Here is a 26,682-nt window from a genome sequence, read left to right as displayed (position 1 = left end):
CAACGCAAGACCCGTGCTCGCCCACAAGTGGCATTCCTCCCTGCCCCTGTGATGAAGAGTAGGAGGCCGTCCCCAATCGATGCTGCGGTGCAGCAAAAATGCACCGGTGGGTCTATAGTGGGCCCATGAACCCCAGCTTCTCCTCACCGCGTTTCTTCAACCCGCTCATGTTGTGGGTCGACGTGGCCTTGACGACCAACGAGATGCTGCTGTCGGCCGGCTCTGTGATCCAGATGCGCACCGAGCGCATGGCCAAGGCCGGCCTGTCCCCCAGCGAGGTCGACCTCGCCGAGTTCCAGCTCATGGGCCACGAAAAACTGGCGGCCGCCAGCGAATCCGGCGCCGCGATGGCCAACCAGCTCCACACCACCCAGTTCGCGCTGGTGAACCGCGCCGTCAAGCATTGGCTGGGCAGCGGCCTGGCGCTGTTCTCCCTGGCCACCAGCACCACCCCGGCACAGGCCGTCAGCCACGCCGAAGCCTTCGGCAACGCGGCCACCCGCTCGGCCGAAGCCGTGAATCACCTGTCGAGCGCGAGTGCGCGCATCGTCCAGCGCGGCCTCAAGCCGATCCACGCCAAGACCACCTCGAACGCCCGCCGGCTGTCGATCGGGCTGGCATGAGGCTCAGGCCCTCAGCAGGCGCAGCAAGGTGATTTCGGAGGGCGCGCCGAAACGCTTCGGCGGGCCCCAGTAGCCGGTGCCGCGGCTGGTGTAGACCCACATCTCGTGCAGCTTGTGCAGCCCGGCCGTGAACGGCTGCTGCAGCGGCACGAACAGGTTCCAAGGGAAGAACTGGCCGCCGTGCGTGTGGCCCGACAGCTGCAGGTGGTAGCCCGCTTCGGCGGCCTCGGGCGCGCTGCGCGGCTGGTGCGCCAGCAGCACCCGGGTGTGGACCAGCGGGGGCGCATCGGCCAGCGCGCGGTGCGGATCGCTGGCATGGGCGGCATCGAAATGGCCGGCGGTGTAGTCGGTCACGCCGGCCACCAGCAGCGCGCTTTCGAGCACTTCCTCGTCGGTCTGCGCGCCCTTCACGTTGCGGGTCTGGAGCACCACGTGCTCATTGAGCAGCACGCGCAGGCCGAGGCGGCGGAGTTCGTCGATCCAGGCATGCGCGCCGGCGTAGTACTCGTGGTTGCCGGTCACCACGAAGGTGCCGTGGCGCGCCTTGAGCTGCTGCAGCGGCGCGATGTGGTCGCGCAACTCGGCCACGGTGCCATCGACCAGGTCGCCGGTGATGGCGATCATGTCGGCGCCGAGCCCGTTGACCGCATTGACGATGCGCTGGATGTAGCCGCGCTTGATGGTCGGCCCGACATGGATGTCGCTGAGCTGGGCGATCGTGAAGCCGCTCAGGGCCGAAGGCAGGTCGCGGATCGGCACGTCGATGCGCACCACGCCCGCCGTCCGGCGCGCGTTCAGCAGGCCGACCAGCGAGGTCGCGCTGGCCATCAGCGGCACGGCGGCCGCGCTCCACAGCCGCCAGCGCGCGCCGTCGAGCGCCACCCCGGACACGGACGCACCGAGCCAGCCGAGCAGCAGGCCGGCATCGCGCACCACGGTGAGCACCAGCATCGACGAGAACCAGCCCATGCTGATGAGCCCGATCCACTTCCAGACGTCCGCCAACTGGCGCCGCCGCGACCGCATGCCGACGAAAGGCAGCGGCATGGTGACCGCCGACACGAGCAGTGCCAGGCCCAGCAGCGGCCACGCCAGGGGCAGGCCCGCCAGCGCGGGCAGCAGCCGCAACCCGATATAGGCGTGCAGCAGCGTGGTGAGGAGAACGAGGGGACGAAGCGGCATCGGGGCCTAGGAAAGACGGGACTGCGCCCGGACACACCATGTGCGAGCAACACAGCCACATTCAAGGTGCGTGCCATGCGCGGGCAGCCTCGAATTTTCCCATGGCCGGCGGCGCGCCGCCTTGAGCATCTTCTGAAAGAGCGCCGGAGCGCTCCCGGACTTCAGGACCGCGGACGGTCTGGCGCGCCGGCCGGCCAGACGAACACGGTGCGCTTCGGCTGCCAGGGCAGCAGCTCGATCTCCTGCTTGAGGGTCTGGCCTCCCCTCGTGGCCTCGACCTGGTAGCGGCCCGGCTCCAGCCGCGCCACCAGGAACGGGCCACCCGCCTCGACCTGGCTCAGCAGCTCGCGGCCCGACGCATCGCGCACCGTCACGACGACGTCGGCGGCCGAGACCTGCCGCGTGCCTTCCTTGACCGCGAACTCGAAGCTGGCCGGCCAGCGGGGCTCGACACTCTGCATGAGCGCCGCCTCCTCGCTGCTGGCGCCGCCGCCCATGTACTCGATGCCGTTGGCCATGCGGATCGGCGGGTTGTAGACCGCATGCGCCGCCAGCGCACCGGAAAGCGCCGCAGCGCCCAATGCGAGGGCAGCCAGCGGCCGCCAGGATCGACCTGTGTTCATCGCGGAATCCTTTGCTCGGGTTGGCGTGAAGGGAGTTTCACGCCGCCACTGTCGGCAAGGCGCCTTAAGCGAACCTGATTTCCGCGCCGGGGCGGGCGCCGACGCTCAGTTGCCAGTGTGCACAGAGGCCTGCTGCTCGGCCCGCGGCAACCCCATCGCGGCGGCGAAATCGACGTTCGACGGCCAGACGAACTGCGCCTTAGCGCTCAGGCCGTTGAACACGGTCAGGGGCTGCTGCAGCGTGATCCCGGCCAGCGTGGCCTCGACCTCGTAGGCGCCGGGGTCGAGCCGGGCCAGCATGAACGGCGAGCCGGTGGCGGTCTCCATCACCAGCCGGCCCGAATAGCGGTCGCGCACCACCACCTTGACGTCGCTCGGGAACTGGCCCGGCTTGCCCCGGCTGACCGCGAATTCGAAGGTCGCGGCCCAGCGGGGCGCCACCGTCTCCATGAAGGCCGCTTCGGCGCTGCTCTTGCCGCCGCACATGTACTCGATGCCCTGGGCCATGCGAATCGGCGGATTGGTCAGCGCCTGCGCCGATGTGAACATGCCGAAGATCGCCAGGACCGCGGCGGAGTGCCAGAAGCGGGTCGGGTTCATTGCTGTGATTTCCTTGCTGAGAAATGGCGGCGGGTCGCCGGCAATTTTCCTTAGCAAGAGTCGGGCTAGGAATAGCGTTTACACGCAGTCGCGCCAGCGCCACGCGGCAAGCCGGAAAAACGCATGAGGTCCGACGGTTTTCATTGTTGGCCGCACGGAAATAGAGATGTTCCGCCAGGCGCGGCCGGGGCCGCCCCGACGCCGCCAGACTCGACAGCCCACAACAAACGGTGGATTGCCCCCCATGAATGCTCCCTGCACCTCCTGCACCGATGCCCTTTCCGGTACCGCACCGGACACCTCCCGCGCCGCCTGGCTGGCCGTCGGCTCGATCGCCGTCGGCACCTTCGCGATGGTCACGACCGAATTCCTGCCGATCGGCCTGCTGACCGACATCGGAGCCGGCCTTCAGGTCAGCGACGGCACCGCCGGCCTGATGGTCACCATGCCGGGCGTGCTGGCGGCCTTTGCCGGGCCGGCGCTGATCGTCGCCTCCGGCCGCCTGGACCGCCGCACCGTCATGGTGACGCTGACCGCCATGCTGGTGGCGTCGAACCTGCTGGCGGCCTTCGCCCCCAATTTCGGGACGATGCTGGTGGCCCGGCTGCTGCTGGGCCTGTGCATCGGCGGCTTCTGGACCTTCGCGCCCAGCGCCGCCACGCAGCTGGTCGCCTCCGGCTCGCAGGCGCGCGCCATGTCGCTGGTGCTGGCGGGCGTCTCTGCGGCCACCGTGCTCGGCGTGCCCGCCGGTGCGCTGGTCGGCACGTTGGCCGGCTGGCGCGCCGCCTTCGGGCTCACGGGCGCGCTGGCCGCGGTCGTGCTGGCGATCCAGGTCTGGCTGCTGCCCGCGATGCCGCCGGCGCGCGCCATCCGACCGCGCGACCTGCTGACGCCGCTGACGCGGCGCATGGCGCAGGTCGGGCTGCTGGCGGTGCTGTTCCTGGTGGCCGGCCATTTCGCCGCCTACACCTACCTCAAGCCGCTGCTGCAGCAGGTCTTCGGGCTCGACGCCAACGGCGTCACGACGCTGCTGCTGGCCTACGGCGCGGTCGGCTTCTTCGGCACCTTCGTCGGCGGCAGCCTGGTCGCGCGCAGCGTGCGCGCGGCGGCGCTGCTGGCGGCCGTGCTGCTGGCGGCCGCGCTGCTGCTGTCGACGGTGGTGGGCAGCGGCTTCCTGGCCGGCGCCGCGGTGGTGGTCACCTGGGGCATCGCCTTCGGCATGATCCCGGTCGCGCTGACCGGCTGGATGATGGAGGCCGTTCCGGATGCGCCCGAAGCCGGCCAGGCCTTGCTGGTGAGCGGCTTCCAGGTCGCGATCGCCTCGGGCGCCCTGCTCGGCGGCCTGGTGGTCGACGGCTGGGGCATCTCGAGCGCGATGCTGCTGAGCGGCGGACTGGTGCTGGTGGCCGCGGTCGTGGTGGGCGGACTGGGGCGGGCGCCCGGGCGGTTGGCGTTGTCCGCCTCGGCCGAGCGCAGCTGACGCTCAGACGTCGATGTTCGCCGCCCGCAGCGCGTTCTGCTCGATGAACTCGCGCCGCGGCTCGACCTCGTCGCCCATCAACATCGTGAACACGCGGTCGGCCTCGATCGCGTCGTCGATCTGCACCCGCAGCAGGCGGCGCACCGCCGGGTCCATCGTGGTTTCCCACAGCTGTTCCGGGTTCATCTCGCCCAGGCCCTTGTAGCGCTGGCGCGCCGTCGCGTTCTCGGCCTGTCCGATCAGCCAGCGCATCGCCTCGCGGAAGTCGTTGACCTTTTCTTCCTTCGCGCGCTCGCCTTCGCCGCGCTTGACCACCGCGCCTTCGCCCAGCAGGTCGCGGAAGGTCTTGGCCGCCTCGGACAAGGCCGCGTAGTCGGCGCCGTGGACGAAGTCCTGCGTCAGCACGCTGCTCTTGATGTTGCCGTGATGGCGGCGGCTGATGCGCAGCAGCGGCTTGTCGGTGCGGGTGTCGAACTCGCTCGACACGTCCGCCGGCGCACCGGTGGTGTTGAGTTCGCGCAGCTTGTTCTGCAGGGCCACGGCCGAGGCCTCGGCGGCGGCCGTCGTGTCGAGGTCGAGCGACACGCCATCGGCGATCGCGCGCAGCGCCGCCGCATCGAGGAACACGCCGAGCCGCGCGATCACCGCCTCGGCCAGCTGGTGCTTGCGCGCCAGTTCGGCCAGGGTGTCGCCGCCGAGCACGGTCGGGCTCGCGCCGCCGGTGGACACGCTCGCATCCTTCAGCGCCACCTTCAGCAGGAAGGCGTCGAGCGCCGGGCCGTCCTTGAGGTACTGCTCTTCCTTGCCGACCTTCACCTTGTAGAGCGGCGGCTGCGCGATGTAGATGTGGCCGCGCTCGACCAGTTCGGGCATCTGCCGGTAGAAGAAGGTCAGCAGCAGGGTGCGGATGTGGGCGCCGTCGACGTCGGCGTCGGTCATGATGATGATCCGGTGGTAGCGCAGCTTGGCGACGTTGAAGTCGTCGGCGCCGCCGCCCGCGGTCGTCGCGCCGGCCCGGCCGATGCCGGTGCCCAGGGCGGTGATCATGGTCAGGATTTCGTTGCTGGTCAGCAGCTTCTCGTAGCGCGCCTTCTCGACGTTCAGGATCTTGCCGCGCAGCGGCAGGATGGCCTGGAACTTCCGGTCGCGGCCCTGCTTGGCCGAGCCGCCGGCGGAGTCGCCCTCCACCAGGTAGACCTCGCACAGCGCCGGGTCCTTCTCCTGGCAGTCGGCCAGCTTGCCCGGCAGGCCCATGCCGTCGAGCACGCCCTTGCGGCGCGTCATCTCGCGCGCCTTGCGGGCGGCTTCGCGCGCACGGGCCGCCTCGACGATCTTGCCGCAGATGATCTTGGCGTCGTTCGGGCGCTCCTGCAGGTAGTCGGTCAGCAGGCGGCCGACGATGTCTTCCACCGGCGCACGCACTTCGCTCGACACCAGCTTGTCCTTGGTCTGGCTCGAGAACTTGGGCTCGGGCACCTTCACGCTCAGCACGCAACACAGGCCTTCGCGCATGTCGTCGCCGGTGACCTCGACCTTGGCCTTCTTGGCGAACTCGTTCTCTTCGATGTACTTGTTGATGACCCGGGTCATCGCGGCGCGCAGGCCGGTCAGGTGGGTGCCGCCATCACGCTGAGGGATGTTGTTGGTGAAGCACAGCACCTGCTCGTTGTAGCCGCTGTTCCACTGCATCGCGACCTCGACGCCGATGTGCGTGCCCGGAATGCCGCCGTAGGTGTCGGCCGGCTTCTCGCCCATCGCGTAGAACACGTTCGGGTGCAGGACGGTCTTGCCCTTGTTGATGAACTCGACGAAGCCCTTGACGCCGCCGGCGCCCGAGAAGTCGTCTTCCTTGCCGGTGCGCTCGTCGATCAGCCGGATCCGCACGCCGTTGTTCAGGAAGCTCAGTTCGCGCAGCCGCTTGCTGAGGATCTCGTAGTGGAAGTCGGCGTTTTCCTTGAAGATCTCGGTGTCGGGCAGGAAGTGCACCTCGGTGCCGCGCTTCTCGGTCTCGCCGGTGACCTTCATCGGCGACACCTCGACGCCGCTCACAGTCTCGACGATGCGGTTCTGCACGAAGCCCTTGCTGAACTCGAGCGTGTGGACCTTGCCCTCGCGCCGCACCGTCAGGCGCAGCATCTTGCTGAGCGCGTTGACGCAGCTCACGCCGACGCCGTGCAGGCCGCCCGACACCTTGTAGCTGTTCTGGTTGAACTTGCCGCCGGCGTGCAGTTCGGTCAGCGCGATCTCGGCCGCCGAGCGCTTCGGCTCGTGCTTGTCGTCCATCTTGACGCCGGTCGGGATGCCCCGGCCGTTGTCGGTCACGGACACCGAGTTGTCGGTGTGGATCGTGACCACGATGTCGTCGCAATAGCCCGCCAGCGCCTCGTCGATCGAGTTGTCGACCACCTCGAACACCAGGTGGTGCAGGCCGGTGCCGTCCGAGGTGTCGCCGATGTACATGCCCGGGCGCTTGCGCACCGCCTCCAGCCCTTCGAGGATCGTGATGGAGCCTTCGCCGTAGGAGGTGTCGCCGGCCGGTGTCACCTCGATCGGAATCGCGCTGTCGATTTCAGGGGTGTAGACCGGCTCGGTGTGCGGCACTTCCGGCTTGTTTTCTTCGCTCATCTGACTCTTTCTCGTCGGGACTCGAGAGTCCCGAAATTTTCGGGAGATACCGCGGAACCGGCTCCGCCGGGCCGCTGGTATCGCCCCCTGCAAGGGGGTGGGCGGCTACACGCAGTGAGCCAACCTGGGGGTGTGCTAAATGCGCATTGGCATGACGACGTACTTGAACGACACGTTCTCGGGAATCGTCATCAGCACCGAGCTGTTGGAGTCCGCCAGGTCCAGCTTCACCATGTCCTGGCTCATGTTGGCCAGGGCATCGATCAGGTAGGTCACGTTGAAGCCGATCTCGATCGCGTCGCCGCCGTAGTCGATGTCGAGCTCGTCCTGCGCCTCTTCCTGCTCGGCGTTGTTGGAGGCGATGCGCAGGGTGCCGGGCTCGATGTTGAGCCGCACGCCCTTGAACTTCTCGCTGGTCAGGATCGCGGTGCGCTGCAAGCTGGCCAAGAGCGGCGCGCGGCCCAGCGTGACCGTGTTCTTGTGGGTCTTGGGGATCACGCGGTTGTAGTCGGGGAACTTGCCCTCGACCAGCTTGGTGACGAACTCCATGCCGCCGAAGCTGAACTTGGCCTGGTTGTTGGCGAACTGCATCTCGATCGCGCCTTCGGCGTCGGACAAGAGGCGCTGCATCTCGAGCACGGTCTTGCGCGGCAGGATCACTTCCTGGCGCGGCACCTCGACGTCGAGCGTGGCCGAAGCGAAGGCCAGCCGGTGGCCGTCGGTCGCGACCAGGCTCAGCTGCTTGCCTTCGGCGACGAACAGGATGCCGTTGAGGTAGTAGCGGATGTCGTGCACCGCCATCGCGAACGACACCTGGCCGAGCAGGTCCTTGAGCGTCTTCTGCGGCACGCTGAACACCGGACCGAAATTGGCCGACTCCTGCACCAGCGGGAAGTCCTCGGCCGGCAGCGACTGCAAGGTGAAGCGGCTCTTGCCGCCCTTGAGCACCAGCTTGCTGGCGCTCGACTCGAGGCTCACGGTCTGGTCGGCCGGCATGGTGCGCAGGATGTCGATCAGCTTGCGCGCGCCGATGGTGGTCGTGAAGTTGCCCTCGTCGCCGCCGAGCTCGGCATGGGTGCGGATCTGGATCTCGAGGTCGCTGGTGGTGAGCTGCAACTGTCCGCCGGTCTTGCGGATCAGCACGTTGGCCAGGATCGGCAGCGTGTGGCGGCGCTCGACGATGCCCGCCACCGACTGCAGGGCGGCGAGGACTTTGTCCTGGGTAGCCTTCAAAACGATCATTGTCTTACCTCTTCCTTATTTCTTTAATTCAAATTAGTAGTAGTAGATAAGGGACGCACCGTCCTGTGGACAGCGTCGTTTTCCGCTTTCTTGACAAGCACTTGGCGCTGCCGGCCGGCTGTGCGCAGCCCTGCTTCCGGGCTGTCGCGCCCGGGCGCACAACTTCGGCGCGCAGCGCTGGCCTGTGGACAAGCCCTTTCTTGTGCCGGAACTGTCCCCAGAGTTGTCCTTTGACAGGAGGCGATGGTGGCCGTATGCGCGCATCGCTCAGCCCTTCAGGGTCTGCTCCAGCACGTGCAACTGCTGGTTGAGCTCGGTGAGCTGCTGCCGCTCGCCCGAAATCTTGCGCACCGCATGCAGCACCGTCGTGTGGTCGCGGCCACCGAACAGCTCGCCGATCTCGGGCAGGCTCTTCTGGGTCAGCTCCTTGGCCAGGTACATCGCGATCTGGCGCGGCCGGGCGATCGAGGCCGGCCGCTTCTTCGAGTACATGTCGGCGACCTTGATCTTGTAGTAGTCGGCCACCGTCTTCTGGATGTTCTCGACCGAGATCTGCCGGTTCTGGATCGACAGCAGGTCGCGCAGCGCCTCGCGCGCCAGGGCGATCGAGATCTCCTTCTGGTTGAAGCGCGAGTAGGCGAGGATCTTGCGCAGCGCGCCTTCGAGTTCGCGCACGTTGGAGCGCACGTTCTTGGCGACGAAGAAGGCGACCTCCTCGGGCATCTCGGCGCTCTCGGCGCGCGCCTTGTTGATCAGGATCGCCACCCGCATCTCGAGCTCGGGCGGCTCGATCGCCACCGTCAGCCCCGAGTCGAAGCGCGAAACCAGCCGCTCGTGGATGTCCGCCAGGCCCTTGGGATAGGTGTCGCTGGTCATCACGATGTGCGACTTCTTGGCCAGCAGCGCCTCGAAGGCATTGAAGAACTCTTCCTGCGTGCGGTCCTTGTTGGCGAAGAACTGGACGTCGTCGATCAGCAGCAGGTCGAGCGAGTGGTAGCGCTCCTTGAACTCGTCGAAGGTCTTGCGCTGATACGCTTTGACCACATCCGAGACGAACTGCTCGGCGTGGATGTAGAGAACTTTGGATTCGGGGCGGTCGGCCAGCAGCCGGTTGCCCACCGCGTGCATCAGGTGGGTCTTGCCGAGGCCGACACCGCCGTAGATGAAAAGCGGGTTGTAGAGGTGGCCCGGCATGCCGGCCACGTGCATCGCCGCGGCACGCGCCATGCGGTTCGCCGTGCCTTCGACCAGGGTGTCGAAAGTGAGGCCCGAGTTGAGCCGGTTCTTGAACGCCGCGGCGGCCAGGTCCTCGCCCGAAGGCACCATTTCGCGCGGCACGTCGGTTTCGGACACAATGGTCATCGACGCAGGCCGGCTGGCGATTTCACGAGGAGCAAGCGCTAACTCAATGATGACCGGCTGGCCATAGAGCTTCTCGGCCATCGAGGCGATCTTGCCGGCGTACTGGGCCCGGATCCAGTCGAGTTTGAAGCGGTTGGCCACGAACACCGTGACCCGCGACAGATCGTCCGTGACCTTCGCGGTCAGGGGCTTGATCCAGGTGTTGAACTGCTGTTCGGACAGTTCCTGTGCGAGCTGGTCGACACAGGCCTGCCAGAGGCTGTCACCGATGCCTTCACCCGGCATGGGCGCTCTGAAAAGTGGTATGTCCCTCAGCCATTCTCTCGTCTTGGTATTGTGGATAGTCGCACCCGCGATGCGCCCTGGATTCTAACTTGTCAAAACCTTATCCACATGGTTTCCACGGTCGCGGAAACACCTGCGAATCAACCAGCCATTGTGGCGCAACCGAATCTTTGCGATAATCGCGGGTTTCCCTGAAAACCTTCTTTGTGTGTTTCGGGGTATCTGCATGACCGGGCCCATCCGGTGACGCGGTAAGCACAGTCCCCGGCCCCTCGAGGCCCGGAGGCTCAAAACGCCGGCCCTGCCGGTGAATCAGGAAAATCATCATGAAACGCACGTATCAAGCATCGAAAGTCCGCCGCGCCCGTACCCACGGCTTCCTGGTCCGCATGAAGACCCGCGGCGGCCGCGCCGTGATCAACGCACGCCGCGCCAAGGGCCGCAAGCGCCTGGCCGTCTAAGGCTCGACACTTTCGCCGGCGCCGTTGCCAGTCGACCCGCTGCCGCCCTCACCGTTCGACGGCGTCCCGCGGTTGGCTTCCATGCAGCGGCTCAAGACCCGCGCGCAGTTCCAGGCCGTTCTCGCTGGTGCCACCGTGGCGCGCACAGCCCACTTCGCACTGCACCGCTGCGCGCTCGACGCGCCGGGCGGGGCTGCGCCGCTGTTCGCCTCCGACGAAGCCTGGCTGGGCGCCATGGTGCCCAAGCGATGGGCCCGTCGCGCGGTCACCCGCAACGCGATCAAACGCCAGATCTACACCGTGAGCGCTGCCGTCGCCGAGTCGCTGCCGCGCGCGGCGCACGTGGTGCGCCTGCGTGCGGCCTTCGATCGCAAGCAATTCGTCAGCGCGTCGTCCGACGCGCTCAAGGCCGCCGTGCGCACCGAACTCCAGCAGCTGCTGGCGCGGGCCGGGGCGGCGCGCGCATGATGCGGCGCCTGCTGATCGGCCTGGTCAAGGGCTACCGGCTGCTGCTGAGCCCCTGGCTCGGCCAGTCCTGCCGCTTCGAGCCGACCTGCTCCGTCTACGCGATCGGCGCCCTCGAGCAGCACGGCGCCGCCAAGGGCAGCTACCTGACACTGCACCGCATCGCGCGCTGCCAGCCCTGGTGCCAGGGCGGCCACGATCCGGTGCCCCCGAAGACACAGCGACCGGCGCCCAGGCGCGGGTCGCTGTTCGCCTTTCTCTCTCCCGACGACAAGAAGTCTTCTTCATGAACGATATCCGCCGCACCATCTTGTGGGTGATTTTTGGTTTCTCGCTGGTGTTGCTGTGGGACCAATGGCAGGTCTACAACGGCCACAAGCCGACCTTCCTGCCCTCGGCCAAGACCGCCGCGCCCGCCGATGCGTCGGCGCCGCCCTCCGCCAGTGGCGTTCCGGCGGCTGCCGCGCCGGCGGCCGGTGCGGTCCCGGTGCAGGGCTCGACGCCCGCCATCGGCGAGAAGGTCACGGTGTCCACCGATGTCTTCAAGGCGACCATCGACGGTGAAGGCGGCACGCTGTCCGAATTGCAGCTGCTCCAGTTCCTCGACCAGACCAACCACGGCGGCCTGGTCGAATGGGCCCGCCGCCTGGTCGGCCTGCCGGTGCCGCAGAACGAGGTCCATCCGGTGCTGCTGATGGAGAACGGTTCGCCCGCCACCCGCTACGTGGCGCAGACCGGCCTGCTGAACACCGTGGACACGGGCGACCGCTTCCCTAACCACCTGAGCCTGATGACGGCGCGCCCCGGCCCGCGCGAACTGGCCGAAGGCCAGAACAAGCTCGAGGTGGTGTTCGAGTCGCAGCCCGTGGGCGGCATCAAGTACGTCAAGACCTACGTGTTCCAGCGCGGCGACTACACGATCCGCGTCAATCACCAGGTGGTCAACGTCAGCGACAAGCCGCGCGACGCCCAGCTCTACCTGCAGTTCACGCGCCACGGCACGGTCGCCGCCGGCACCATGTTCGGCACCAACACCTTCACCGGCCCGGCCATCTACACCGAGCAGAAGAAGTTCCAGAAGATCGACTTCAGCGCCATCACGAAGGGCAAGGTCGAGCTGCCCGCGCCGGCCGACAACGGCTGGGTGGCGATGGTCCAGCACTACTTCGTCTCGGCCTGGCTGCTCAACGTGCCGGGCAGCGACACCATCAAGCGCGAGTTCCGGGTTGCCGACCTCGGCAACAACCTGTTCTCGGTCGCGATGGTGCTGAAGCTGCCCGAACTCGCACCGGGCGCCTCGCAGGCGATCGACAGCAACCTGTTCGCCGGCCCCGAGGAAGAGAAGAAGCTCGAGGCGATCGCCACCGGCCTCGACCTGGTCAAGGACTACGGCATCTTCGCGATCATCTCCAAGCCGCTCTACTGGCTGCTCAACAAGCTGCACGGCATCCTCGGCAACTGGGGCTGGTCGATCGTCGCGCTGGTGGTGCTGCTGAAGGCGGCCTTCTACTGGCTCAACGCCAAGGCCTACGCCAGCATGGCCAAGATGAAGGCCATCAATCCGAAGATCATGGAGATGCGCGAGCGGCTCAAGGACAAGCCGCAGGAGATGCAGCAGGAGATGATGCGCATCTACCGCGAGGAGAAGGTCAACCCGATGGGTGGCTGCTTCCCGATCGTGATCCAGATCCCGGTGTTCATCGCGCTCTACTGGGTGCTGCTGTCGTCGGTCGAGATGCGCCACGCCCCGTGGATCCTGTGGATCCATGACCTTTCGGCGCCGGACCCCTGGTTCATCCTGCCGGTGGTGATGACCGCCACCTCGCTGTTCCAGACCTGGCTCAACCCGACCCCGCCGGACCCGATGCAGGCCAAGCTGATGTGGATCATGCCGCTGGCCTTCAGCGTGATGTTCATCTTCTTCCCGGCCGGCCTGGTGCTCTACTGGATCACCAACAACGTGCTGTCGATCGCGCAGCAGTGGTTCATCAACAAGCGCCTGGGCGTGCTGGGCAATCCGCCCAAGAAGCCGAAGACGCCGGTCCTGGCGAAGCCGGGCAAGTAAGGCTTCGGCCACCGACCCGAAGGGCCGCGAAAGCGGCCCTTTTCCTTTTTGCTGGAAGAATCGTTTCCCATGCTCGCCCGCACCGCCGACCCGATCGTTGCCATCGCCACCGCCTCCGGCCGCGGGTCGGTCGGGATCGTGCGCGTCTCCGGGCGCGAACTGGCGCCGCTGATCGACGCGCTCTGCGGCCGTGCGCTGAAGCCGCGGGAGGCCAGCTACCTTCCCTTCCGCGACGCCGACGGCTCGCCGATCGACCGCGGCCTGGCGCTGCACTTCCCGGCGCCGCACTCCTTCACCGGCGAGGACGTGTTCGAACTCCAGGCCCACGGCGGCACGGTGGTGCTGCAACTGCTGCTGGCGCGCTGCCTGGCGGCGGCGGCCGAGTCCGACCCGGCGACCGGCCGGCCGCGGCTGGCGGGCCTGCGGGTGGCCGAGCCCGGCGAATTCAGCCAGCGCGCCTTCCTCAACGGCAAGATCGACCTGGCCCAGGCCGAGGCGATCGCCGACCTGATCGACGCCAGCACCGAAGCCGCGGCGCGCAGCGCCAGCCGGTCGCTGTCGGGCGCCTTCTCCGACGAAATCCACACCTTGCTCGAGGCCCTGGTTCGCCTGCGCATGCTGGTCGAGGCGACGCTCGACTTTCCCGACGAGGAGATCGACTTCCTGCAGGAGGCCGACGCTGCCGGCCAGCTGGCGGCGCTGCAATCCCAGCTGGCGGCCGTGCAGCAGCGGGCCCGCCAGGGCGCCCTGCTGCGCGAGGGCATCAAGGTCGTGATCGCCGGCCAGCCGAATGCCGGCAAGAGCTCGCTGCTCAATGCGCTGGCCGGTGCCGAACTGGCGATCGTCAGCGCGGTCGCGGGCACCACCCGGGACGTGGTCTCGCAGACCATCCAGATCCAGGGCGTTCCGTTGCATGTCGTCGACACCGCGGGCCTGCGCGACAGCGTCGACGAGGTCGAGCAGATCGGCATCGCCCGCGCCTGGCGCCAGATCGAGGGGGCCGACGCGGTGCTGTTCCTGCACGACCTGACCCGCAGTGCGGGCCCTGCCTATGCACGGGCCGATGCCGACATCGCCGGGCTGCTGGCCACCCGGCTGCCCGCCAGCGTGCCGGTGATCGACGTCTGGAGCAAGCTCGACGCGCAGCCCGCAACGCAGCCGCCGCCCGACAGCGGCGTCAGCCTGTCGGCCCGCACTGGCGCCGGCATCGAAACCCTGCGCCGCCGGCTGCTGGAAGTCGCCGGCTGGCAGGCGGTTCCGGAAGGCGTCTACCTGGCGCGGGCGCGCCATGTGCAGGCGCTGTCGCGGGTCGAGGAACACATCGCCCTGGCGACCGCCCACCTGGCGGCCCATGCCCAATTGCTCGACCTGCTGGCCGAAGAGCTGCGGCTGGCCCAGAACGCGCTGAACGAAATCACCGGCGAGTTCGGCGCCGACGACCTGCTGGGCGTGATCTTTTCCCGTTTTTGCATCGGCAAGTAACTGTTAGTGTGTCTTTCTGTGACATCTGTCACCGCGAATTTGACGTTTCGCAGATACTCATGACGCACAGCAGGACAAACGAACGATGTCATCCAGCATTCAGGATCTTTGCCGCGCGATCGCCCAGAACACCAGCTACGACGCCTTTGCGCCGGCGCTCAATCCGCTGCAATGGGAGACGGTGGCCGCCTATCTGCAGCCCTTCGACCTGGCTGCGGGCCAGGTGCTGATCGACCAGGGGGCCCAGGACCGCACGGTCTTCTTCATCGAGAGCGGCGCACTCAGCGTGCACCTGATCGGCGACAAGGGCCAGATGCAGCTGGCGATCCTCAACCCGGGCTCGGTGGTCGGCGAAGGCTCCTTCTTCTCGCGCGCGCCGCGTTCGGCCAACGTGGTCGCCACCGGGGCGGCCCGGGTCTGGCGACTGACCGGAATCCGCTTCGCCGAACTGTCGAACCGGCAGCCCAACCTGGCCCTGGAGCTCACGATGGGACTCGGCGCCGTGATTGCCAAGCGTCTGGTGAACAAGCAGAAGCGGGTGGCGGTGACCTGAGCGTACGATGACCCAGGTGTGCGCGGACTGCCGCACGGACAACCGTGACGGCGCCAAGTTCTGCAAGGGCTGCGGGCGGCGGCTGGTCGCGCTGACCGCAGCACCGTCGACGGCCGCCCCCGGCGCCGAAGCGGAATGGGCCGCCACCCAGCGCATGACCAGGGACGTGGACCTTCCGCCGCCGCCGCCGGCCCGCCGTCCGCGTCGACCGGCCGTCCGCTCGAACGGGACGGCGCCCGGCCTCGAGACGCCGCCCGCGCCTAGGAAGCATCCGCCACGAACCGCCGCACCGCCGCCCTCGAACCCGTTGCGCATGGCCGTGATCGGCCTGGCCGCCGTCGGCCTGGCGGCGGCGCTGGCCGCCTGGTTGTTCTCCACCGGTTCGCCGCCGCCGGTGGCGGTTTCCGGGCCGGCCTCGCCGATGGCCACGGCGGCGCCTCCGGCGCCCGCCCCGGTCGAGGCGGCGGTGCCCGTCGCGCCCGCGCCGCCGGCCGAGCCCCCGCCCCAGGTCGAGCCCCCGGCGCCCGAGCCCGTCGCCAGTGCGCCTGTGGTCGAGCCGCCGCCGGTGCCGGCGGCACAGCCGGTCGCGCCGCCGGCCGCCGCCGCCAGGCCCAGCCCGCTCAAAACCCGCAAGCCGGCCGCGCCGCCGACGGCACCGGCGCCCGTCGCCGTGGCGCCGGCGCCTCAGCCGGAGCCCGCGCCGGCCCCACCGCCCCCGCCGGCGAACCCGCAGGCGCAGTGCGCCGGCCTGAACTTCATCGCCCGCGCCCAGTGCATGGCCACGCAGTGCGCCAGGCCGGAATTCAAGGCGGCCGCCCCGTGCGAGGCGGTCCGCCGCCAGCAGCAGATCGAGGAAGAAAAGCGCAACCCGACGCTGCTGAACTGAGCCGCCCCCGCGCTCAGCCCTTCTGCAGCTTGTCGATCGCGACGGCGAGCGCGCCGGGCTTGCCCGACAGCACCAGTGTGTCGCCATCGGCGAGCACCGTGTCGTCGTCGGCATCGGCGGCCTTGCCGTCGCGGCGGCGCAGGCTCGCCACCCGCACGTTCAGCCCCGCCAGTGCCAGCCTGGCCAGCGGCTGGCCGATGGCGCGCGCCCCGGCCGTCAGCGTGAAGGTGTTGAGGCGCTCATGGTCGATCTCGTCGGCGTTGTCGTCGTCGGCACCGTGGAAATAGCCGCGCAGCAGGTTGTAGCGGGCGTCGCGCTGGTCCTGCACGACGCGGATCACGCGCCGCATCGGCACCCCCACCAGCGCCAGCGCATGGCTGGCCAGCATCAGCGAGCCCTCGATCGCCTCCGGCACCACCTCGGTCGCGCCGGCCGCCTGCAGCTTCTCGAGATCGCGGTCGTCCTGGGTCCGCACGATCACCGGCACCTGCGGCGCATGGGCGCGCGCGTTGGCCAGCACCTTGAGCGCACCCGGCACGTCTTGGTAGGTCACGACCAGGGCGCTGGCGCGCGCGAGGCCGGCCGCCATCAGCGCCTGCAGCCGGGAGGCATCGCCGAACACCACCGAATCGCCGGCGGCGGCGGCCTGCCGCACCCGGTCCGGATCGAGGTCCAGCGCCAGGTAGGGGATGCCCTCGCGCTCCAGCATCCGCGCCAGGTTCTGGCCGCAGCGCCCGTAGCCGCAGATGATCACGTGGCGCGCCGTGTTGATCGTCTTGCGGGCGATGGTGGTCATCTGCAGCGACTGCTGCAGCCAGTCGCTGGCCACCAGCTTGCGCACGATCCGGTTGCTGTACATGATGATGAAGGGCGTCGACAGCATCGACAACACCATCGAGGCCAGCACCGGATTGGCCAGCCAGGCTGGCAGCAGGTCCTGGCCCTGGGCCAGCGCCAGCAGCACGAAGCCGAACTCGCCGGCCTGCGCCAGGTAGAGGCCGGTGCGCAGCGAGACGCCGGCGGTGGCGCCCAGGACCCGCGCCAGCGCCGTCACCAGCACCAGCTTGAAGGCCAGCGGCAGCAGCAGCAGCATCGCCACCAGCGCCCAGCGCTCGACCACCACGTGCCAGTCGAGCGACATGCCGATGGTGATGAAGAAAAGCCCGAGCAGCACGTCGTGGAACGGCCGGATGTCGGTTTCGACCTGGTGCTTGAACTCGGTCTCCGACACCAGCATGCCGGCGACGAAGGCACCCAGCGCCAGGCTCAGGCCGGCGAGCTCGGTCAGCCAGGCCAGGCCGAGCGTGACCAGCAGCAGGTTGAGCATGAACAGCTCCTCGCTGCGCCGGCGTGCGACCAGCGTGAGCCACCAGCGCATCACGCGCGGGCCGCCGTACAACAACACGCCGATCAGGAAGCCGGCCTTCAGCAGCGCGAAGCTGAGCGCCTTCAGCAGCGTCTCGGGCGGGGCGCCGAGCGCCGGGACCAGCACCAGCAGCGGCACCACTGCCAGATCCTGGAACAGCAGCACGCCCATCACCCGCTTGCCGTGCTCGCTGTCGATCTCCAGCCGTTCCGCCATCAGCTTGACGACGATCGCCGTGCTGCTCATCGTGAGTGCGCCCGCGAAGACCAGCGCGGCCTGCCAGTTCAGCCGCCAGGCCGGCGGCAGCCAGTGCGACAGCAGCAGCGCACCCACGGTGGCCACCGAGATGGTCAGCATCACCTGCAGCAGGCCGAGGCCGAACACATGGCGGCGCATCGCCCGCAGCTTGGGCAGGCTGAACTCGAGCCCGATGACGAACATCAGGAAGACGACGCCGAATTCGCCCAGGTGGCGGATGCCCTCGGAGTTCTGCGCCAAGGCCAGCGCGTGGGGCCCGATCAGCACCCCGGCCGACAGGTAGCCGAGCATCGGCGGCAGCCGCAGCAGGCGGCAGACGACCACGCCGATCACCGCAGCGAGCAAATACATCAGCGTCAGATCGAGCGAGGACATGCCCGCATGCTAGCAACACGCCTGCCCGCTTCCGGCGCCATTTCATCCCCATTGGGGACTCGGCACGGCCGGCCGATAAAATCCGCCGATGAGCTCCCGCCCCCCTGCGTCCCCCTCCGTCGATCCCGACGCCCTGCTGGCGCGCGCCCGCGTCACTTTCGACATCGAGGCGGCGGCGGTGCTCGGCCTCAAGGAGCGGCTGGGCCCGAGTTTTCCTGCTGCGGTGCAAAAGATCCTCGACGTGCGCGGCCGGGTGGTCGTGATGGGCATGGGCAAGAGCGGCCACGTCGGCCGCAAGATCGCCGCCACCCTGGCCTCGACCGGCACGCCGGCGATGTTCGTGCATCCGGCCGAAGCCAGCCATGGTGACCTCGGCATGATCAAGGCGGTCGACCTGGTGCTGGCGATCTCGAACAGCGGCGAGGTCGAGGAGCTCACCACCATCCTGCCGGTGGTCAAGCGCCAGGGCGTGCCGCTGATCGCGATCACCGGCCGCAGCGACTCGACGCTGGCGCGCCATGCCGACATCGTGCTCGACGGCGGCGTCGAGAAGGAAGCCTGCCCGCTGAACCTCGCGCCAACCGCCAGCACCACCGCCCAGATGGCGATGGGCGACGCGCTCGCCGTGGCGCTGCTCGACGCCCGCGGCTTCGGCACCGAGGACTTCGCCCGCTCCCATCCGGGCGGCGCGCTGGGCCGCAAGCTGCTGACCCACGTCAGCGACGTGATGCGCTCGGGCGACGAGGTGCCGCGCGTGGCCCCCGGGGCGAGCCTGAGCGAGATCATGCGCGAAATGAGTTCCAAGGGGCTCGGCGCCACCGCGGTGGTCGGCCCCGACGGCCGCGCGATCGGCATCTTCACCGACGGCGACCTGCGGCGCCAGGTCGAGACCGGCGCCGACCTGCGCGCCCTCACGGCCGCCGACGTCATGCATGCCGGGCCGCGCACCTTGCGCGCCGATGCGCTGGCCGCCGAGGCGGCCGACCTCATGGAGCAGCATCGCATCACCAGCGTGCTGGTGGTCGACGCCGCCGGCCTGCTGATCGGCGCGCTCAGCATCAACGACCTGATGCGCGCGAAGGTCATCTGATGGGCGTCGAATTCAGCCCCGAGACCCTGCTCGCCGCCCAGGACATCCGGATCGCCTTCTTCGACATCGACGGCGTGCTGACCGATGGCGGGGTCTACTTCACCGAGCACGGCGAAACCCTCAAGCGCTTCAGCATCCTCGACGGCTACGGCCTCAAGCTGCTGCGCAGCGCCGGCATCACCCCCGCCGTCATCACCGGCCGCGACTCCAAGCCGCTGCGCGTGCGGCTCGAGGCGCTCGGCATCGCGCACGTGCGCTACGGCACCGAAGACAAGCTGCCGGCCGCCGAGGCGATGCTGGCCGAGCTGGGCTTCGACTGGTCGCAAGCCGCCGCGATCGGCGACGACTGGCCCGACCTGCCGGTGCTGTCGCGCGTCGCCTTCGCCGCCGCGCCGGCCAATGCCCATGCCGAGGTGCGCGCCATCGCCCGCCACGTCACCGCCGCGCGCGGCGGCGAGGGTGCGGCACGCGAATTCTGCGACCTGCTGCTGACGGCCGGCGGCCACTACCGCCGCCTGCTGGACCGCGCGCGAGGCCGGGCCGAATGAAGTCCGCGTGGCGCGTGCTGCGCGATGCCTTCGACCGGCTGACGATCTACCTGCCGATCATCCTGACGGCGGTGCTCGCGCTGGGCACCTACTGGCTGGTGCGCAACGCGCCCGAGATGCTCGCGCCGCAGCCGCCGGAAGCACCGACCCACGAGCCCGACTACTTCATGCGCGGCTTCTCGGTGAAGAACTTCCAGCCCAACGGCGACCTGCGCACCGAAGTCTTCGGCAAGGAGGGCCGGCACTACCCGGACACCGACACGCTCGAGGTCGACCAGGTGCGCTGGCGCTCGATCTCTCCGGTGGGGCTGGTCACGCACGGCTCGGCCGACCGCGGCGTCTCCAACGGAGACGGCACCGAGATCCAGCTGTTCGGCAATGCGATCGTGATCCGCGACGCCGCCAAGTCGGCCGACGGCACGATGCTGCCGCGCCTCGAGTTCCGCGGCGAGTTCCTGCATGCCTTCATCGACACCGAGCGCGTGAAATCCAACAAGCCGGTCACGCTGATCCGCGGCGCCGACAAGTTCACCTCCGACGCCATGGACTACGACAGCCTGACCGGCATCGCCAATCTCCAGGGCCGGGTGCACGGCCTGATCATGCCGCCGCCTTCGGCCGCGGCGCCGGCACCGAAGCGCTGAGTCCATGGCCGCCGCCGCGAACCCCCTGCTGTTCGTCACCGGCGCCTCGAGCGGCATCGGGCAGGCGCTGGCCATGCGCTTCTACGAGGCCGGCCACGACCTCGCCCTGGTGGCGCGGCGAACGGCCGACATCGAGGCCTGGGCGGCGGCGCGCCGGCTGGACCCGCGCCGCTGGCGGGTCTACGGCGCCGACGTGGCCGAGTGCGACAGCATCGTCGCGGCCGGCGCCGCCTGCATCGAACAGCAAGGCCTGCCGGACGTGGTGATCGCCAACGCCGGCGTCAGCATCGGCATGGACAGCGCCGAACGCAGCGACCTCGACGTCATGGCGCGCACCTTCGCCATCAACAACCTCGGCCTGGCGGCGACCTTCCATCCCTTCGTGGCCGCCATGGCGGCCCGCGGCAGCGGCCGGCTGGTCGGCATCGGCAGCGTCGCCGCGATCCGCGGCCTGCCGGGCCACGGCGCCTACTGCGCGAGCAAGGCCGGGGTGGTGGCCTACTGCGAGAGCCTGCGCGGCGAAATGAACGCCAGCGGGGTCAAGGTCGTCACGCTGTTGCCCGGCTATGTCGACACGCCGCTGACGCAGGGCAACCGCTACGCCATGCCCTTCCTGCTGCAGCCGGCCGAATTCGCCGAGCGCGCGTTCCGCGCCATCCAGGCCGGCACCAGCTACCGCGTGATCCCGTGGCAGATGGGGGTGGTCGCCAAGGCGATGCGGCTGCTGCCGAATCCGCTGTTCGACCGGCTGTTCAAGGGCCGTGGCCGCAAGCGCCGCCAGGGCGAGTGAGGCTGGCGCGGCCATGAAAAAAGGCTCCCGCAGGAGCCTTCTTGATGGGGTTTCGCGTTCGGGGCGCGTTCAGTAGCCGCTATTGCCGCCATTGCCGCCGCCGTAGCCGCCGCGACCACCGCCGCCGCCACGGGGACCCGCGCCGTACGGGCTGCGGAAGCCGCCGTCGCCGCCGCCGCCACCGCTGCGGCCACCACCGCCATAGCCGCCGCCACCGCCGCTGCGACCACCGCCACCGCCGCCATAACCGCCGCCGCCGCCACCACCGTAGCCGCCACCGCCACCGCCGCCGTAGCCACCGCCACCACCGCCGTAGCCGCCACCGCCGCTGCGCGGGGGACGTGCTTCCATCGGACGTGCTTCGTTGACGACCACGCTGCGGCCGCCGAGCGGCTGGCCGTTCATGCCGTTGATGGCTGCTTGAGCTTCCGCATCACTGCCCATCTCGACGAAGCCGAAACCCTTGGAGCGACCGGTGTCACGTTCCATCATGACCTTGGCGCTCGTCACCGCGCCGAATTGGCCGAAGGCCTGCTCGAGATCACCGTCGCGCACCGAGTAAGGCAGGTTACCGACGTACAGTTTGTTGCCCATCAAGGGACTCCTATAAACACATCAAGAAAAGCGATGGAGTCCCGAGAGCAGCAATCCGACGGAATCCGCCGAGTTGCGCGAAACTGACCGATCACCGATTCGCCCTCGAATTTTGAAGGAAGGCTCGTGCATTATGGGTGAAATGCGTCAAATGCAAGTAGGAATTTGCACGCACTCCATCGGCCGACGAATAAATTTGAAGTCAGTGTTCGCATACATCGTTGCTGCCGGACAGGCTATGATCGACGAGTCATTGGGGAGTAGCCGCCTTCCATCGTGAGAAGGGTTTGCGTCAACAGACTTGTACTGCCTGCGGCAGCACATGGCGCAAGCAGCAGCCAGCCTGGCGAGACCTTTGACCGCGCAACTTCGGGATTCGGCCGAAGGTGTTGCGCGGTCAATTGCGTCCTTCGGCCGTAGGAATCCCTTTTTCATGGAAGCATTTTTCGTCGCCACCGGCGTGGTCGCGCTCGCCGAGATGGGTGACAAGACCCAACTCCTCGCCTTGATCCTCGCGGCCCGGTTCCGCAAGCCCTGGCCGATCGTGGCGGGCATCTTCGCCGCCACCATCCTGAACCACGCGCTGGCCGGCGCGGTCGGCAACTGGGTCACGCATTTCCTCGGCGCCGACCTGCTTCGGTGGATCCTCGGCGGCTCCTTCATCGCGATGGCGCTCTGGATGCTGATCCCCGACAAGATCGACGAAGGCGACGTGCCCAAGTCATCCAGGTTCGGCGTCTTCGGCACCACGCTGCTCGCCTTCTTCCTGGCCGAGATGGGCGACAAGACGCAGATCGCCACCGTGATGCTCGCGGCGCGCTACGTCGACGCCTATGTCTGGGTCGTGATGGGCACCACGCTCGGCATGATGCTGGCGAACGCGCCGGTGGTCTGGCTCGGCGACCGGATCGTGAAGCGGGTGCCGATCCAGCTCGTGCATGGCATCTCCGCCGCCATCTTCCTGGTGCTGGGCGTGGCCGCGTTGATCGGCTGGGGTTGAGCGGCATATACTTCCGCCACGCGCCGATTTGCTCCAGCTTGCGGGCGCTCTACAAATGCAGCTAAAGACGGATGCCGTGACCCGGCTCGTTTTTGGCGAGGCCGGGTCTTTTTCATTCATGTCCTTCGTCGTCACTCCGCAATCGATGCAGTTCGAGGGCCCGCTGGCACTTCGCAGCGGCGCATCGATCAGCCACTACACGCTGGCCTACGAAACCTACGGCCGGCTCAACGCCGACCGCAGCAACGTGGTGCTGGTGTGCCACGCGCTCAACGCCTCCCACCACGTCGCCGGCGTCTATGCCGACCAGCCGAAGTCCGAAGGCTGGTGGGACAACATGATCGGTCCGGGCAAGCCGGTCGACACCGACCGCTTCTTCGTCGTCGGCATCAACAACCTGGGCTCCTGCTTCGGCTCCACCGGGCCGATGCACGACAACCCCGCCACCGGCCGCGCCTACGGCGCCGACTTCCCGGTGGTCACGGTCGAGGACTGGGTCGCGGCGCAGGCCGCGCTGCTAGATGCGCTCGGCATCGAACGCCTGGCGGCCGTGATGGGCGGCAGCCTGGGCGGCATGCAGGCGCTGTCGTGGACGCTGCAGTACCCGCACCGCGTGCAGCATGCGGTGGTGGTCGCGAGCGCGCCGAGCCTCACGGCACAGAACATCGCCTTCAACGAAGTGGCGCGCCGCGCGATCGTCACCGACCCCGACTTCAACGGCGGCCACTTCTACGAGCAGGGCGTGATCCCGCGGCGCGGCCTGCGCATCGCCCGCATGATCGGCCACATCACCTACCAGAGCGACGACGTCATGAACGAGAAGTTCGGCCGCGCGCTGCGCAGTGCGGTCGAGGGCAGCGCCGCGAATACCGAGTTCCTCTATTCGACGCAGGAGGTCGAGTTCCAGATCGAGAGCTACCTGCGCTACAACGGCGACAAGTTCAGCGAGTACTTCGACGCCAACACCTACCTGCTGATCACGCGCGCGCTCGACTACTTCGACCCGGCGCGCGACTTCGGCGGCGACCTGCGCGCCGCACTGGCGCAGGCGAGCGCCAAGTTCCTGCTGGTGAGCTTCAGCACCGACTGGCGCTTTTCGCCGGCACGCAGCCGCGAGATCGTGAAGGCGCTGCTCGACAACCGCCGCCACGTGAGCTATGCCGAGATCGATGCGCCCCATGGCCACGACGCCTTCCTGCTCGACGACGCGCGCTACATGAGCGTGGTGCGCTCGTACTTCGAGCGCATCGCCGGCACCTTCGAAGGAGCGGCCTCGTGAGCGACAGCCCGACCCAGAACCTGATCGCCCGCCTGGTGCCCGAAGGCGCGCGCGTGCTCGACCTCGGCTGCGGCGACGGCGCCCTGCTCGACCTGCTGCAGCGCGAACGCGGCTGCACCGGCTACGGCGTCGAGATCGCCGACGGCAACGTGCTGCAATGCGTGCGCCGCGGCGTCGACGTGATCCAGCTCAACCTCGACGAGGGCCTCGCGATGTTCGACGACGCCTCCTTCGACGTCGTGCTGCAGATCGACACCCTGCAGCACCTGCGCAATGCCGAGGTGATGCTGCGCGAGACCGCGCGCGTGGGCCGCATCGGCATCGTCGCCTTTCCCAACTTCGCCCACTGGCCGAACCGGGTCAGCATCGCGCGCGGCCGCATGCCGGTGACGCGCAGGCTGCCCTATCAGTGGTACGACACGCCCAACATCCGGGTCGGCACCTTCAAGGACTTCGAGGTGCTGGCGCGCAAGAACCGGCTGCACGTGCTCGATGCCTTCGGCCTGCAGGAAGGCCACGAGGTGCGCTGGCTGCCCAATGCGCGTGCCAGCACCGCGGTCTTCAAGTTCGAGCGGGAATAGGCGGGCGAGGCCATGCCGTTCACTCTCGCCGCTGCGCGCCACAGCGAGCTGATCGTCAAGAAGAGCCGTTTCATCGGCTGCGTGCAGCCGGCGGCCGACCGGGCCGGGGCGCAGGCGGTAGTCCAGGCGCTGCGCGTCGAACACCCGGCGGCGGCCCATGTCTGCTGGGCCTTGATGGCGGGCGGGCAGTCCGCGGCCAATGACGACGGCGAGCCCGGCGGCACCGCGGGGCGGCCGATGCTCGAAGTGCTGCGGCACCACGATCTCGACGGCGTGCTCGCCACGGTGGTGCGCTACTTCGGTGGCGTCAAGCTCGGTGCCGGCGGACTCGTGCGGGCCTACACCGACAGCATCGCGCAGACGCTGATCGATGCCCCGCTGGTGCCGCGCGTTCGCCAGCGCACGCTGCACTGCGCGGTGCCCTATGCACTCGAAGGCCTGCTGCGGCGCGAACTCGCGGCCGCCGATGCGACGCTGGACCAGGTGCGCCATGAAGGCCTCGTGCACGCCGACTTCCGCTTGCCCGAGCCGAACGCGGCGGCCTTCATCGCCCGGCTCGACGATGCCACGCAGGGACGCGCCGCGTGGCTGCAGCCTTGAGCGGGCAAGTTGCCGATCTTTCACCGGGCGTGGCCGCAAACAGAAGGCGAAAGTTCGCGATTCACCGCCGAGCCCGATTTATTCAGTTACGCCTCTTGCGCAATGAAGTGCGGTGAGGCGAAATGTCGTTCTTACGATAGACGTTTTGAGGAGCTACCCATTGGCCACACAGTCCCCCTTCTTCGGTAAACGCGATCGCGAAGCCGAAAGTCTTACTTCCCGTCCCGCGCCGCTGATGGGTTCGAACACCAATCTCTCGGGCACGCCGGTCAATCCGTCGACGCTCACGACCCAGGCCGCCAACGCCGCCGCCAGCGTCGCCAAGGAAGGCGGCAGCAAGCTCACCGTCGGCCCCAACATCAAGCTCAAGGGCGTCGAGATCACGGATTGCGACACGCTGGTGGTCGAAGGCCTGGTCGAAGCCACCATGGATTCGCGCGTCATGCAGATCGCCGAACAAGGTGCCTTCAAGGGCTCGGCCGAAATCGACATCGCCGAGATCCGCGGCCTGTTCGACGGCAACCTGACGGTGCGCGAAAAGCTCGTGATCCACTCGACCGGCAAGGTCACCGGCAAGATCCGCTACGGCAAGATCGTCGTCGAAGAAGGCGGCCAGCTGTCGGGCGAGATCAGCTTCGGCACCTCGGCCGCGTCGGGCAGCGCTGCCAAGCCCGCCGCGACCCTGCAAGCCGCGGCCTGAGCGCCGGCCCCGCGGGGCCTCAGCCCAACCGTTCGATCAAGGCACTCGCAGCCGCGGGTGCCTTTTCTTTTGCGCCGTTGATGAAGAAGACGAACACGTCGCGGGCCTTGCCGGCCTTCGGCGCGCCGTCCTCGACATGCGGCAGCGCCGCCGGCGTCTGGCCTGCGGCCCAGGTGCGCGCACGCTTGGCCCAGGCATCGAGCGCCTTCGGCGCGTAGCCGGTCTTCTGGGCCGCGTCGCTGTTCATGAGCCGCGCGTAGGCGAAGTCGCCCGTCAGGTCGGCGAACGACGGAAACTTGTCCGAGTCGGTGAACACGGTCGCCACCTTGTGCTTGCGCGCGAGCGCGAGGTACTCGGGCGCCTTGAAGCTCTCGTGCCGGACGTCCATCACGTGGCGCAGCGCGCGGCTGCCCGCCTTCTTCGGCAGCAGCGCCAGGAAGCCCGCGAAGTCTTCGGCGTCGAAGGCCTTGGTCGGCATGAACTGCCAGACGATCGGCCCGAGCTTGTCGCCGAGCTCCTCGATGCCGCTGTCGATGAAGCGCGCGATCGACTCGCCGGCGGTCGCGAGCAGCTTGCGGTTGGTCGCGAAGCGCGAGGCCTTGAGCGAGAACATGAAGCCCTCCGGCGTCTCGTCGTGCCATTTCTTGAAGCTGGCCGGCTTCATGGTGCTGTAGTAGGTGCCGTTGACCTCGATCGCCGTGAGCTGCCGGCTGGCGTAGCTCAGCTCCTGGGCGTGAGGCAGCTTGGCCGGGTAGAAGTTGTCGCGCCAGGGCTCGTAGGTCCAGCCGCCGATGCCGACCCGGATGCGCGGCGGGGTCGATGGAGAGTCCTTGTCGGTGCGCGCGCTCATGGCTGGCCTCGGTCGCTGTGGCGAAGCCCGCATTTTGATCGCAACCGGCGCGGCGGCGCCATCCGGGCACGAG

At 68.4% G+C, this 26,682-nt stretch carries 27 protein-coding genes and 1 riboswitch; of the genes, 18 read left to right on the top strand and 9 right to left on the bottom strand.

Annotated elements, in window-relative coordinates; genetic code table 11:
• Positions 1-125: 125 nt before the first annotated feature.
• Entirely contained in the window at positions 126-623 is a 498-nt protein-coding gene (locus QTI33_RS31210; RefSeq protein ID WP_286510449.1) for a polyhydroxyalkanoate granule-associated phasin, read from the top strand.
• 3 nt (positions 624-626) lie between these two features.
• On the opposite strand, the gene QTI33_RS31205 is transcribed toward QTI33_RS31210, so the two are convergent.
• The 3 genes from QTI33_RS31205 to QTI33_RS31195 all read right to left on the bottom strand — a co-directional run bounded on the left by QTI33_RS31205 (position 627) and on the right by QTI33_RS31195 (position 3,028).
• The gene (locus QTI33_RS31205) at positions 627-1,805 is read right to left on the bottom strand and encodes a metallophosphoesterase (RefSeq protein WP_286510448.1); all 1,179 of its coding nucleotides are present in this window, start codon (positions 1,803-1,805) and stop codon (positions 627-629) included.
• Positions 1,806-1,966: 161 nt separating this feature from the next.
• Positions 1,967-2,428 carry a hypothetical protein gene (locus tag QTI33_RS31200; RefSeq protein ID WP_286510447.1) on the bottom strand — a complete coding sequence of 154 codons (462 nt, stop codon included), beginning with the start codon at positions 2,426-2,428 and terminating at the stop codon, positions 1,967-1,969.
• Between the two features lie 105 nt (positions 2,429-2,533).
• Positions 2,534-3,028, bottom strand: coding sequence for a hypothetical protein (locus QTI33_RS31195; RefSeq protein WP_286510446.1), 495 nt, complete (start codon positions 3,026-3,028; stop codon positions 2,534-2,536).
• 244 nt (positions 3,029-3,272) lie between these two features.
• Here QTI33_RS31195 and QTI33_RS31190 point away from each other — a divergent pair, with 244 nt between their 5' ends.
• A complete protein-coding gene (locus QTI33_RS31190) occupies positions 3,273-4,508 on the top strand; it encodes an MFS transporter (protein WP_286510445.1) in 1,236 nt (411 codons plus the stop codon).
• Positions 4,509-4,511: 3 nt separating this feature from the next.
• Here the strand turns inward: QTI33_RS31190 and gyrB are convergent, their stop codons facing one another.
• From gyrB to dnaA, 3 genes are all read right to left on the bottom strand, one after another.
• Positions 4,512-7,133 carry a DNA topoisomerase (ATP-hydrolyzing) subunit B gene (gene gyrB, locus QTI33_RS31185; protein ID WP_286510444.1) on the bottom strand — a complete coding sequence of 874 codons (2,622 nt, stop codon included), beginning with the start codon at positions 7,131-7,133 and terminating at the stop codon, positions 4,512-4,514.
• Between the two features lie 135 nt (positions 7,134-7,268).
• Positions 7,269-8,375 carry a DNA polymerase III subunit beta gene (gene dnaN / locus QTI33_RS31180; RefSeq protein ID WP_286372332.1) on the bottom strand — a complete coding sequence of 369 codons (1,107 nt, stop codon included), beginning with the start codon at positions 8,373-8,375 and terminating at the stop codon, positions 7,269-7,271.
• Between the two features lie 267 nt (positions 8,376-8,642).
• Positions 8,643-10,022, bottom strand: coding sequence for a chromosomal replication initiator protein DnaA (gene dnaA / locus QTI33_RS31175; protein ID WP_286510443.1), 1,380 nt, complete (start codon positions 10,020-10,022; stop codon positions 8,643-8,645).
• Positions 10,023-10,348: 326 nt separating this feature from the next.
• Between dnaA and rpmH the strand changes: the two genes are divergently transcribed.
• The 7 genes from rpmH (at position 10,349) to QTI33_RS31140 (ending at position 15,934) form a co-directional block, all read left to right on the top strand.
• Positions 10,349-10,483, top strand: coding sequence for a 50S ribosomal protein L34 (rpmH, locus tag QTI33_RS31170; protein ID WP_007834827.1), 135 nt, complete (start codon positions 10,349-10,351; stop codon positions 10,481-10,483).
• An 81-nt stretch (positions 10,484-10,564) separates the two neighbouring features.
• On the top strand, positions 10,565-10,951 hold the full coding sequence (locus QTI33_RS31165; protein WP_286510533.1) for a ribonuclease P protein component: 387 nt from the start codon (positions 10,565-10,567) through the stop codon (positions 10,949-10,951).
• Positions 10,948-11,238, top strand: coding sequence for a membrane protein insertion efficiency factor YidD (gene yidD, locus QTI33_RS31160; protein WP_286510442.1), 291 nt, complete (start codon positions 10,948-10,950; stop codon positions 11,236-11,238). Before QTI33_RS31165 ends, yidD begins: the two co-directional genes overlap by 4 nt.
• Positions 11,235-13,013, top strand: coding sequence for a membrane protein insertase YidC (gene yidC / locus QTI33_RS31155; protein ID WP_286510441.1), 1,779 nt, complete (start codon positions 11,235-11,237; stop codon positions 13,011-13,013). The genes yidD and yidC overlap by 4 nt, the downstream gene beginning before the upstream one ends.
• Positions 13,014-13,082: 69 nt before the next feature.
• Complete coding sequence (gene mnmE, locus QTI33_RS31150) at positions 13,083-14,495, top strand: tRNA uridine-5-carboxymethylaminomethyl(34) synthesis GTPase MnmE (RefSeq protein ID WP_286510440.1); 1,413 nt, start codon at positions 13,083-13,085, stop codon at positions 14,493-14,495.
• 85 nt (positions 14,496-14,580) lie between these two features.
• Positions 14,581-15,048 (top strand): Crp/Fnr family transcriptional regulator, encoded by a 468-nt coding sequence (locus QTI33_RS31145; protein ID WP_286510439.1) that lies wholly within the window; start codon positions 14,581-14,583, stop codon positions 15,046-15,048.
• Between the two features lie 7 nt (positions 15,049-15,055).
• Positions 15,056-15,934 carry a zinc ribbon domain-containing protein gene (locus QTI33_RS31140; protein ID WP_286510438.1) on the top strand — a complete coding sequence of 293 codons (879 nt, stop codon included), beginning with the start codon at positions 15,056-15,058 and terminating at the stop codon, positions 15,932-15,934.
• Between the two features lie 13 nt (positions 15,935-15,947).
• Here the strand turns inward: QTI33_RS31140 and QTI33_RS31135 are convergent, their stop codons facing one another.
• Positions 15,948-17,933 carry a cation:proton antiporter gene (locus QTI33_RS31135; protein WP_286510437.1) on the bottom strand — a complete coding sequence of 662 codons (1,986 nt, stop codon included), beginning with the start codon at positions 17,931-17,933 and terminating at the stop codon, positions 15,948-15,950.
• Between the two features lie 88 nt (positions 17,934-18,021).
• Here QTI33_RS31135 and QTI33_RS31130 point away from each other — a divergent pair, with 88 nt between their 5' ends.
• Genes QTI33_RS31130 through QTI33_RS31115 form a run of 4 tightly spaced genes read left to right on the top strand, consistent with a single transcriptional unit; the run spans position 18,022 to position 21,005 of the window.
• Positions 18,022-19,023, top strand: coding sequence for a KpsF/GutQ family sugar-phosphate isomerase (locus QTI33_RS31130; RefSeq protein ID WP_286510436.1), 1,002 nt, complete (start codon positions 18,022-18,024; stop codon positions 19,021-19,023).
• Entirely contained in the window at positions 19,023-19,571 is a 549-nt protein-coding gene (locus tag QTI33_RS31125; protein WP_286510435.1) for a KdsC family phosphatase, read from the top strand. Before QTI33_RS31130 ends, QTI33_RS31125 begins: the two co-directional genes overlap by 1 nt.
• Positions 19,568-20,215, top strand: a complete 648-nt coding sequence (gene lptC, locus QTI33_RS31120) for an LPS export ABC transporter periplasmic protein LptC (RefSeq protein ID WP_286510434.1) — start codon at positions 19,568-19,570, stop codon at positions 20,213-20,215. Before QTI33_RS31125 ends, lptC begins: the two co-directional genes overlap by 4 nt.
• Positions 20,216-20,219: 4 nt before the next feature.
• Entirely contained in the window at positions 20,220-21,005 is a 786-nt protein-coding gene (locus QTI33_RS31115) for an SDR family oxidoreductase (RefSeq protein ID WP_286510433.1), read from the top strand.
• 69 nt (positions 21,006-21,074) lie between these two features.
• On the opposite strand, the gene rbp is transcribed toward QTI33_RS31115, so the two are convergent.
• Positions 21,075-21,599: an RNA-binding regulator gene (gene rbp / locus QTI33_RS31110; RefSeq protein ID WP_286510432.1), complete on the bottom strand. Its 525-nt coding sequence runs from the start codon at positions 21,597-21,599 to the stop codon at positions 21,075-21,077.
• Positions 21,600-21,842: 243 nt separating this feature from the next.
• A riboswitch (yybP-ykoY riboswitch) is annotated at positions 21,843-22,019 on the top strand.
• Between the two features lie 13 nt (positions 22,020-22,032).
• On the opposite strand from rbp, the gene QTI33_RS31105 reads away from it, so the two are divergent.
• From QTI33_RS31105 to QTI33_RS31085, 5 genes are all read left to right on the top strand, one after another.
• Positions 22,033-22,599, top strand: a complete 567-nt coding sequence (locus QTI33_RS31105) for a TMEM165/GDT1 family protein (protein ID WP_286510431.1) — start codon at positions 22,033-22,035, stop codon at positions 22,597-22,599.
• 118 nt (positions 22,600-22,717) lie between these two features.
• Complete coding sequence (gene metX, locus QTI33_RS31100; protein ID WP_286510430.1) at positions 22,718-23,878, top strand: homoserine O-succinyltransferase MetX; 1,161 nt, start codon at positions 22,718-22,720, stop codon at positions 23,876-23,878.
• Entirely contained in the window at positions 23,875-24,459 is a 585-nt protein-coding gene (gene metW / locus QTI33_RS31095; protein ID WP_286510429.1) for a methionine biosynthesis protein MetW, read from the top strand. Before metX ends, metW begins: the two co-directional genes overlap by 4 nt.
• Before the next feature lie 12 nt (positions 24,460-24,471).
• On the top strand, positions 24,472-25,059 hold the full coding sequence (locus QTI33_RS31090) for an IMPACT family protein (protein ID WP_286510428.1): 588 nt from the start codon (positions 24,472-24,474) through the stop codon (positions 25,057-25,059).
• A gap of 160 nt (positions 25,060-25,219) precedes the next feature.
• Positions 25,220-25,759 (top strand): bactofilin family protein, encoded by a 540-nt coding sequence (locus tag QTI33_RS31085; RefSeq protein WP_286510427.1) that lies wholly within the window; start codon positions 25,220-25,222, stop codon positions 25,757-25,759.
• Between the two features lie 19 nt (positions 25,760-25,778).
• Here QTI33_RS31085 and QTI33_RS31080 read toward each other — a convergent pair whose 3' ends face one another.
• Positions 25,779-26,609 (bottom strand): DUF72 domain-containing protein, encoded by an 831-nt coding sequence (locus QTI33_RS31080; protein WP_286510426.1) that lies wholly within the window; start codon positions 26,607-26,609, stop codon positions 25,779-25,781.
• Positions 26,610-26,682 lie beyond the last annotated feature (73 nt).

It is taken from the genome of Variovorax davisae (assembly GCF_030316845.1).
Lineage (GTDB): Bacteria > Pseudomonadota > Gammaproteobacteria > Burkholderiales > Burkholderiaceae_C > Variovorax > Variovorax davisae.
Note: the sequence above shows the minus strand (reverse complement) of the source record. Positions and strands in the feature narration are given on the sequence as shown.

Coding starts and splice junctions, on each gene's coding strand:
- QTI33_RS31125 (WP_286510435.1), top strand. CDS start 19,023: ATGGGCGTCGAATTCAGCCCCGAGACCCTGCTCGCCGCCCAGGACATC.
- QTI33_RS31200 (WP_286510447.1), bottom strand. CDS start 2,428: ATGAACACAGGTCGATCCTGGCGGCCGCTGGCTGCCCTCGCATTGGGC.
- QTI33_RS31140 (WP_286510438.1), top strand. CDS start 15,056: ATGACCCAGGTGTGCGCGGACTGCCGCACGGACAACCGTGACGGCGCC.
- rbp (WP_286510432.1), bottom strand. CDS start 21,599: ATGGGCAACAAACTGTACGTCGGTAACCTGCCTTACTCGGTGCGCGAC.
- QTI33_RS31205 (WP_286510448.1), bottom strand. CDS start 1,805: ATGCCGCTTCGTCCCCTCGTTCTCCTCACCACGCTGCTGCACGCCTAT.
- yidC (WP_286510441.1), top strand. CDS start 11,235: ATGAACGATATCCGCCGCACCATCTTGTGGGTGATTTTTGGTTTCTCG.
- QTI33_RS31165 (WP_286510533.1), top strand. CDS start 10,565: ATGCAGCGGCTCAAGACCCGCGCGCAGTTCCAGGCCGTTCTCGCTGGT.
- QTI33_RS31105 (WP_286510431.1), top strand. CDS start 22,033: ATGGAAGCATTTTTCGTCGCCACCGGCGTGGTCGCGCTCGCCGAGATG.
- QTI33_RS31195 (WP_286510446.1), bottom strand. CDS start 3,028: ATGAACCCGACCCGCTTCTGGCACTCCGCCGCGGTCCTGGCGATCTTC.
- QTI33_RS31080 (WP_286510426.1), bottom strand. CDS start 26,609: ATGAGCGCGCGCACCGACAAGGACTCTCCATCGACCCCGCCGCGCATC.
- rpmH (WP_007834827.1), top strand. CDS start 10,349: ATGAAACGCACGTATCAAGCATCGAAAGTCCGCCGCGCCCGTACCCAC.
- QTI33_RS31190 (WP_286510445.1), top strand. CDS start 3,273: ATGAATGCTCCCTGCACCTCCTGCACCGATGCCCTTTCCGGTACCGCA.
- QTI33_RS31115 (WP_286510433.1), top strand. CDS start 20,220: ATGGCCGCCGCCGCGAACCCCCTGCTGTTCGTCACCGGCGCCTCGAGC.
- lptC (WP_286510434.1), top strand. CDS start 19,568: ATGAAGTCCGCGTGGCGCGTGCTGCGCGATGCCTTCGACCGGCTGACG.
- yidD (WP_286510442.1), top strand. CDS start 10,948: ATGATGCGGCGCCTGCTGATCGGCCTGGTCAAGGGCTACCGGCTGCTG.
- QTI33_RS31090 (WP_286510428.1), top strand. CDS start 24,472: ATGCCGTTCACTCTCGCCGCTGCGCGCCACAGCGAGCTGATCGTCAAG.
- gyrB (WP_286510444.1), bottom strand. CDS start 7,133: ATGAGCGAAGAAAACAAGCCGGAAGTGCCGCACACCGAGCCGGTCTAC.
- QTI33_RS31210 (WP_286510449.1), top strand. CDS start 126: ATGAACCCCAGCTTCTCCTCACCGCGTTTCTTCAACCCGCTCATGTTG.
- dnaN (WP_286372332.1), bottom strand. CDS start 8,375: ATGATCGTTTTGAAGGCTACCCAGGACAAAGTCCTCGCCGCCCTGCAG.
- dnaA (WP_286510443.1), bottom strand. CDS start 10,022: ATGCCGGGTGAAGGCATCGGTGACAGCCTCTGGCAGGCCTGTGTCGAC.
- mnmE (WP_286510440.1), top strand. CDS start 13,083: ATGCTCGCCCGCACCGCCGACCCGATCGTTGCCATCGCCACCGCCTCC.
- QTI33_RS31130 (WP_286510436.1), top strand. CDS start 18,022: ATGAGCTCCCGCCCCCCTGCGTCCCCCTCCGTCGATCCCGACGCCCTG.
- QTI33_RS31135 (WP_286510437.1), bottom strand. CDS start 17,933: ATGTCCTCGCTCGATCTGACGCTGATGTATTTGCTCGCTGCGGTGATC.
- QTI33_RS31145 (WP_286510439.1), top strand. CDS start 14,581: ATGTCATCCAGCATTCAGGATCTTTGCCGCGCGATCGCCCAGAACACC.
- metX (WP_286510430.1), top strand. CDS start 22,718: ATGTCCTTCGTCGTCACTCCGCAATCGATGCAGTTCGAGGGCCCGCTG.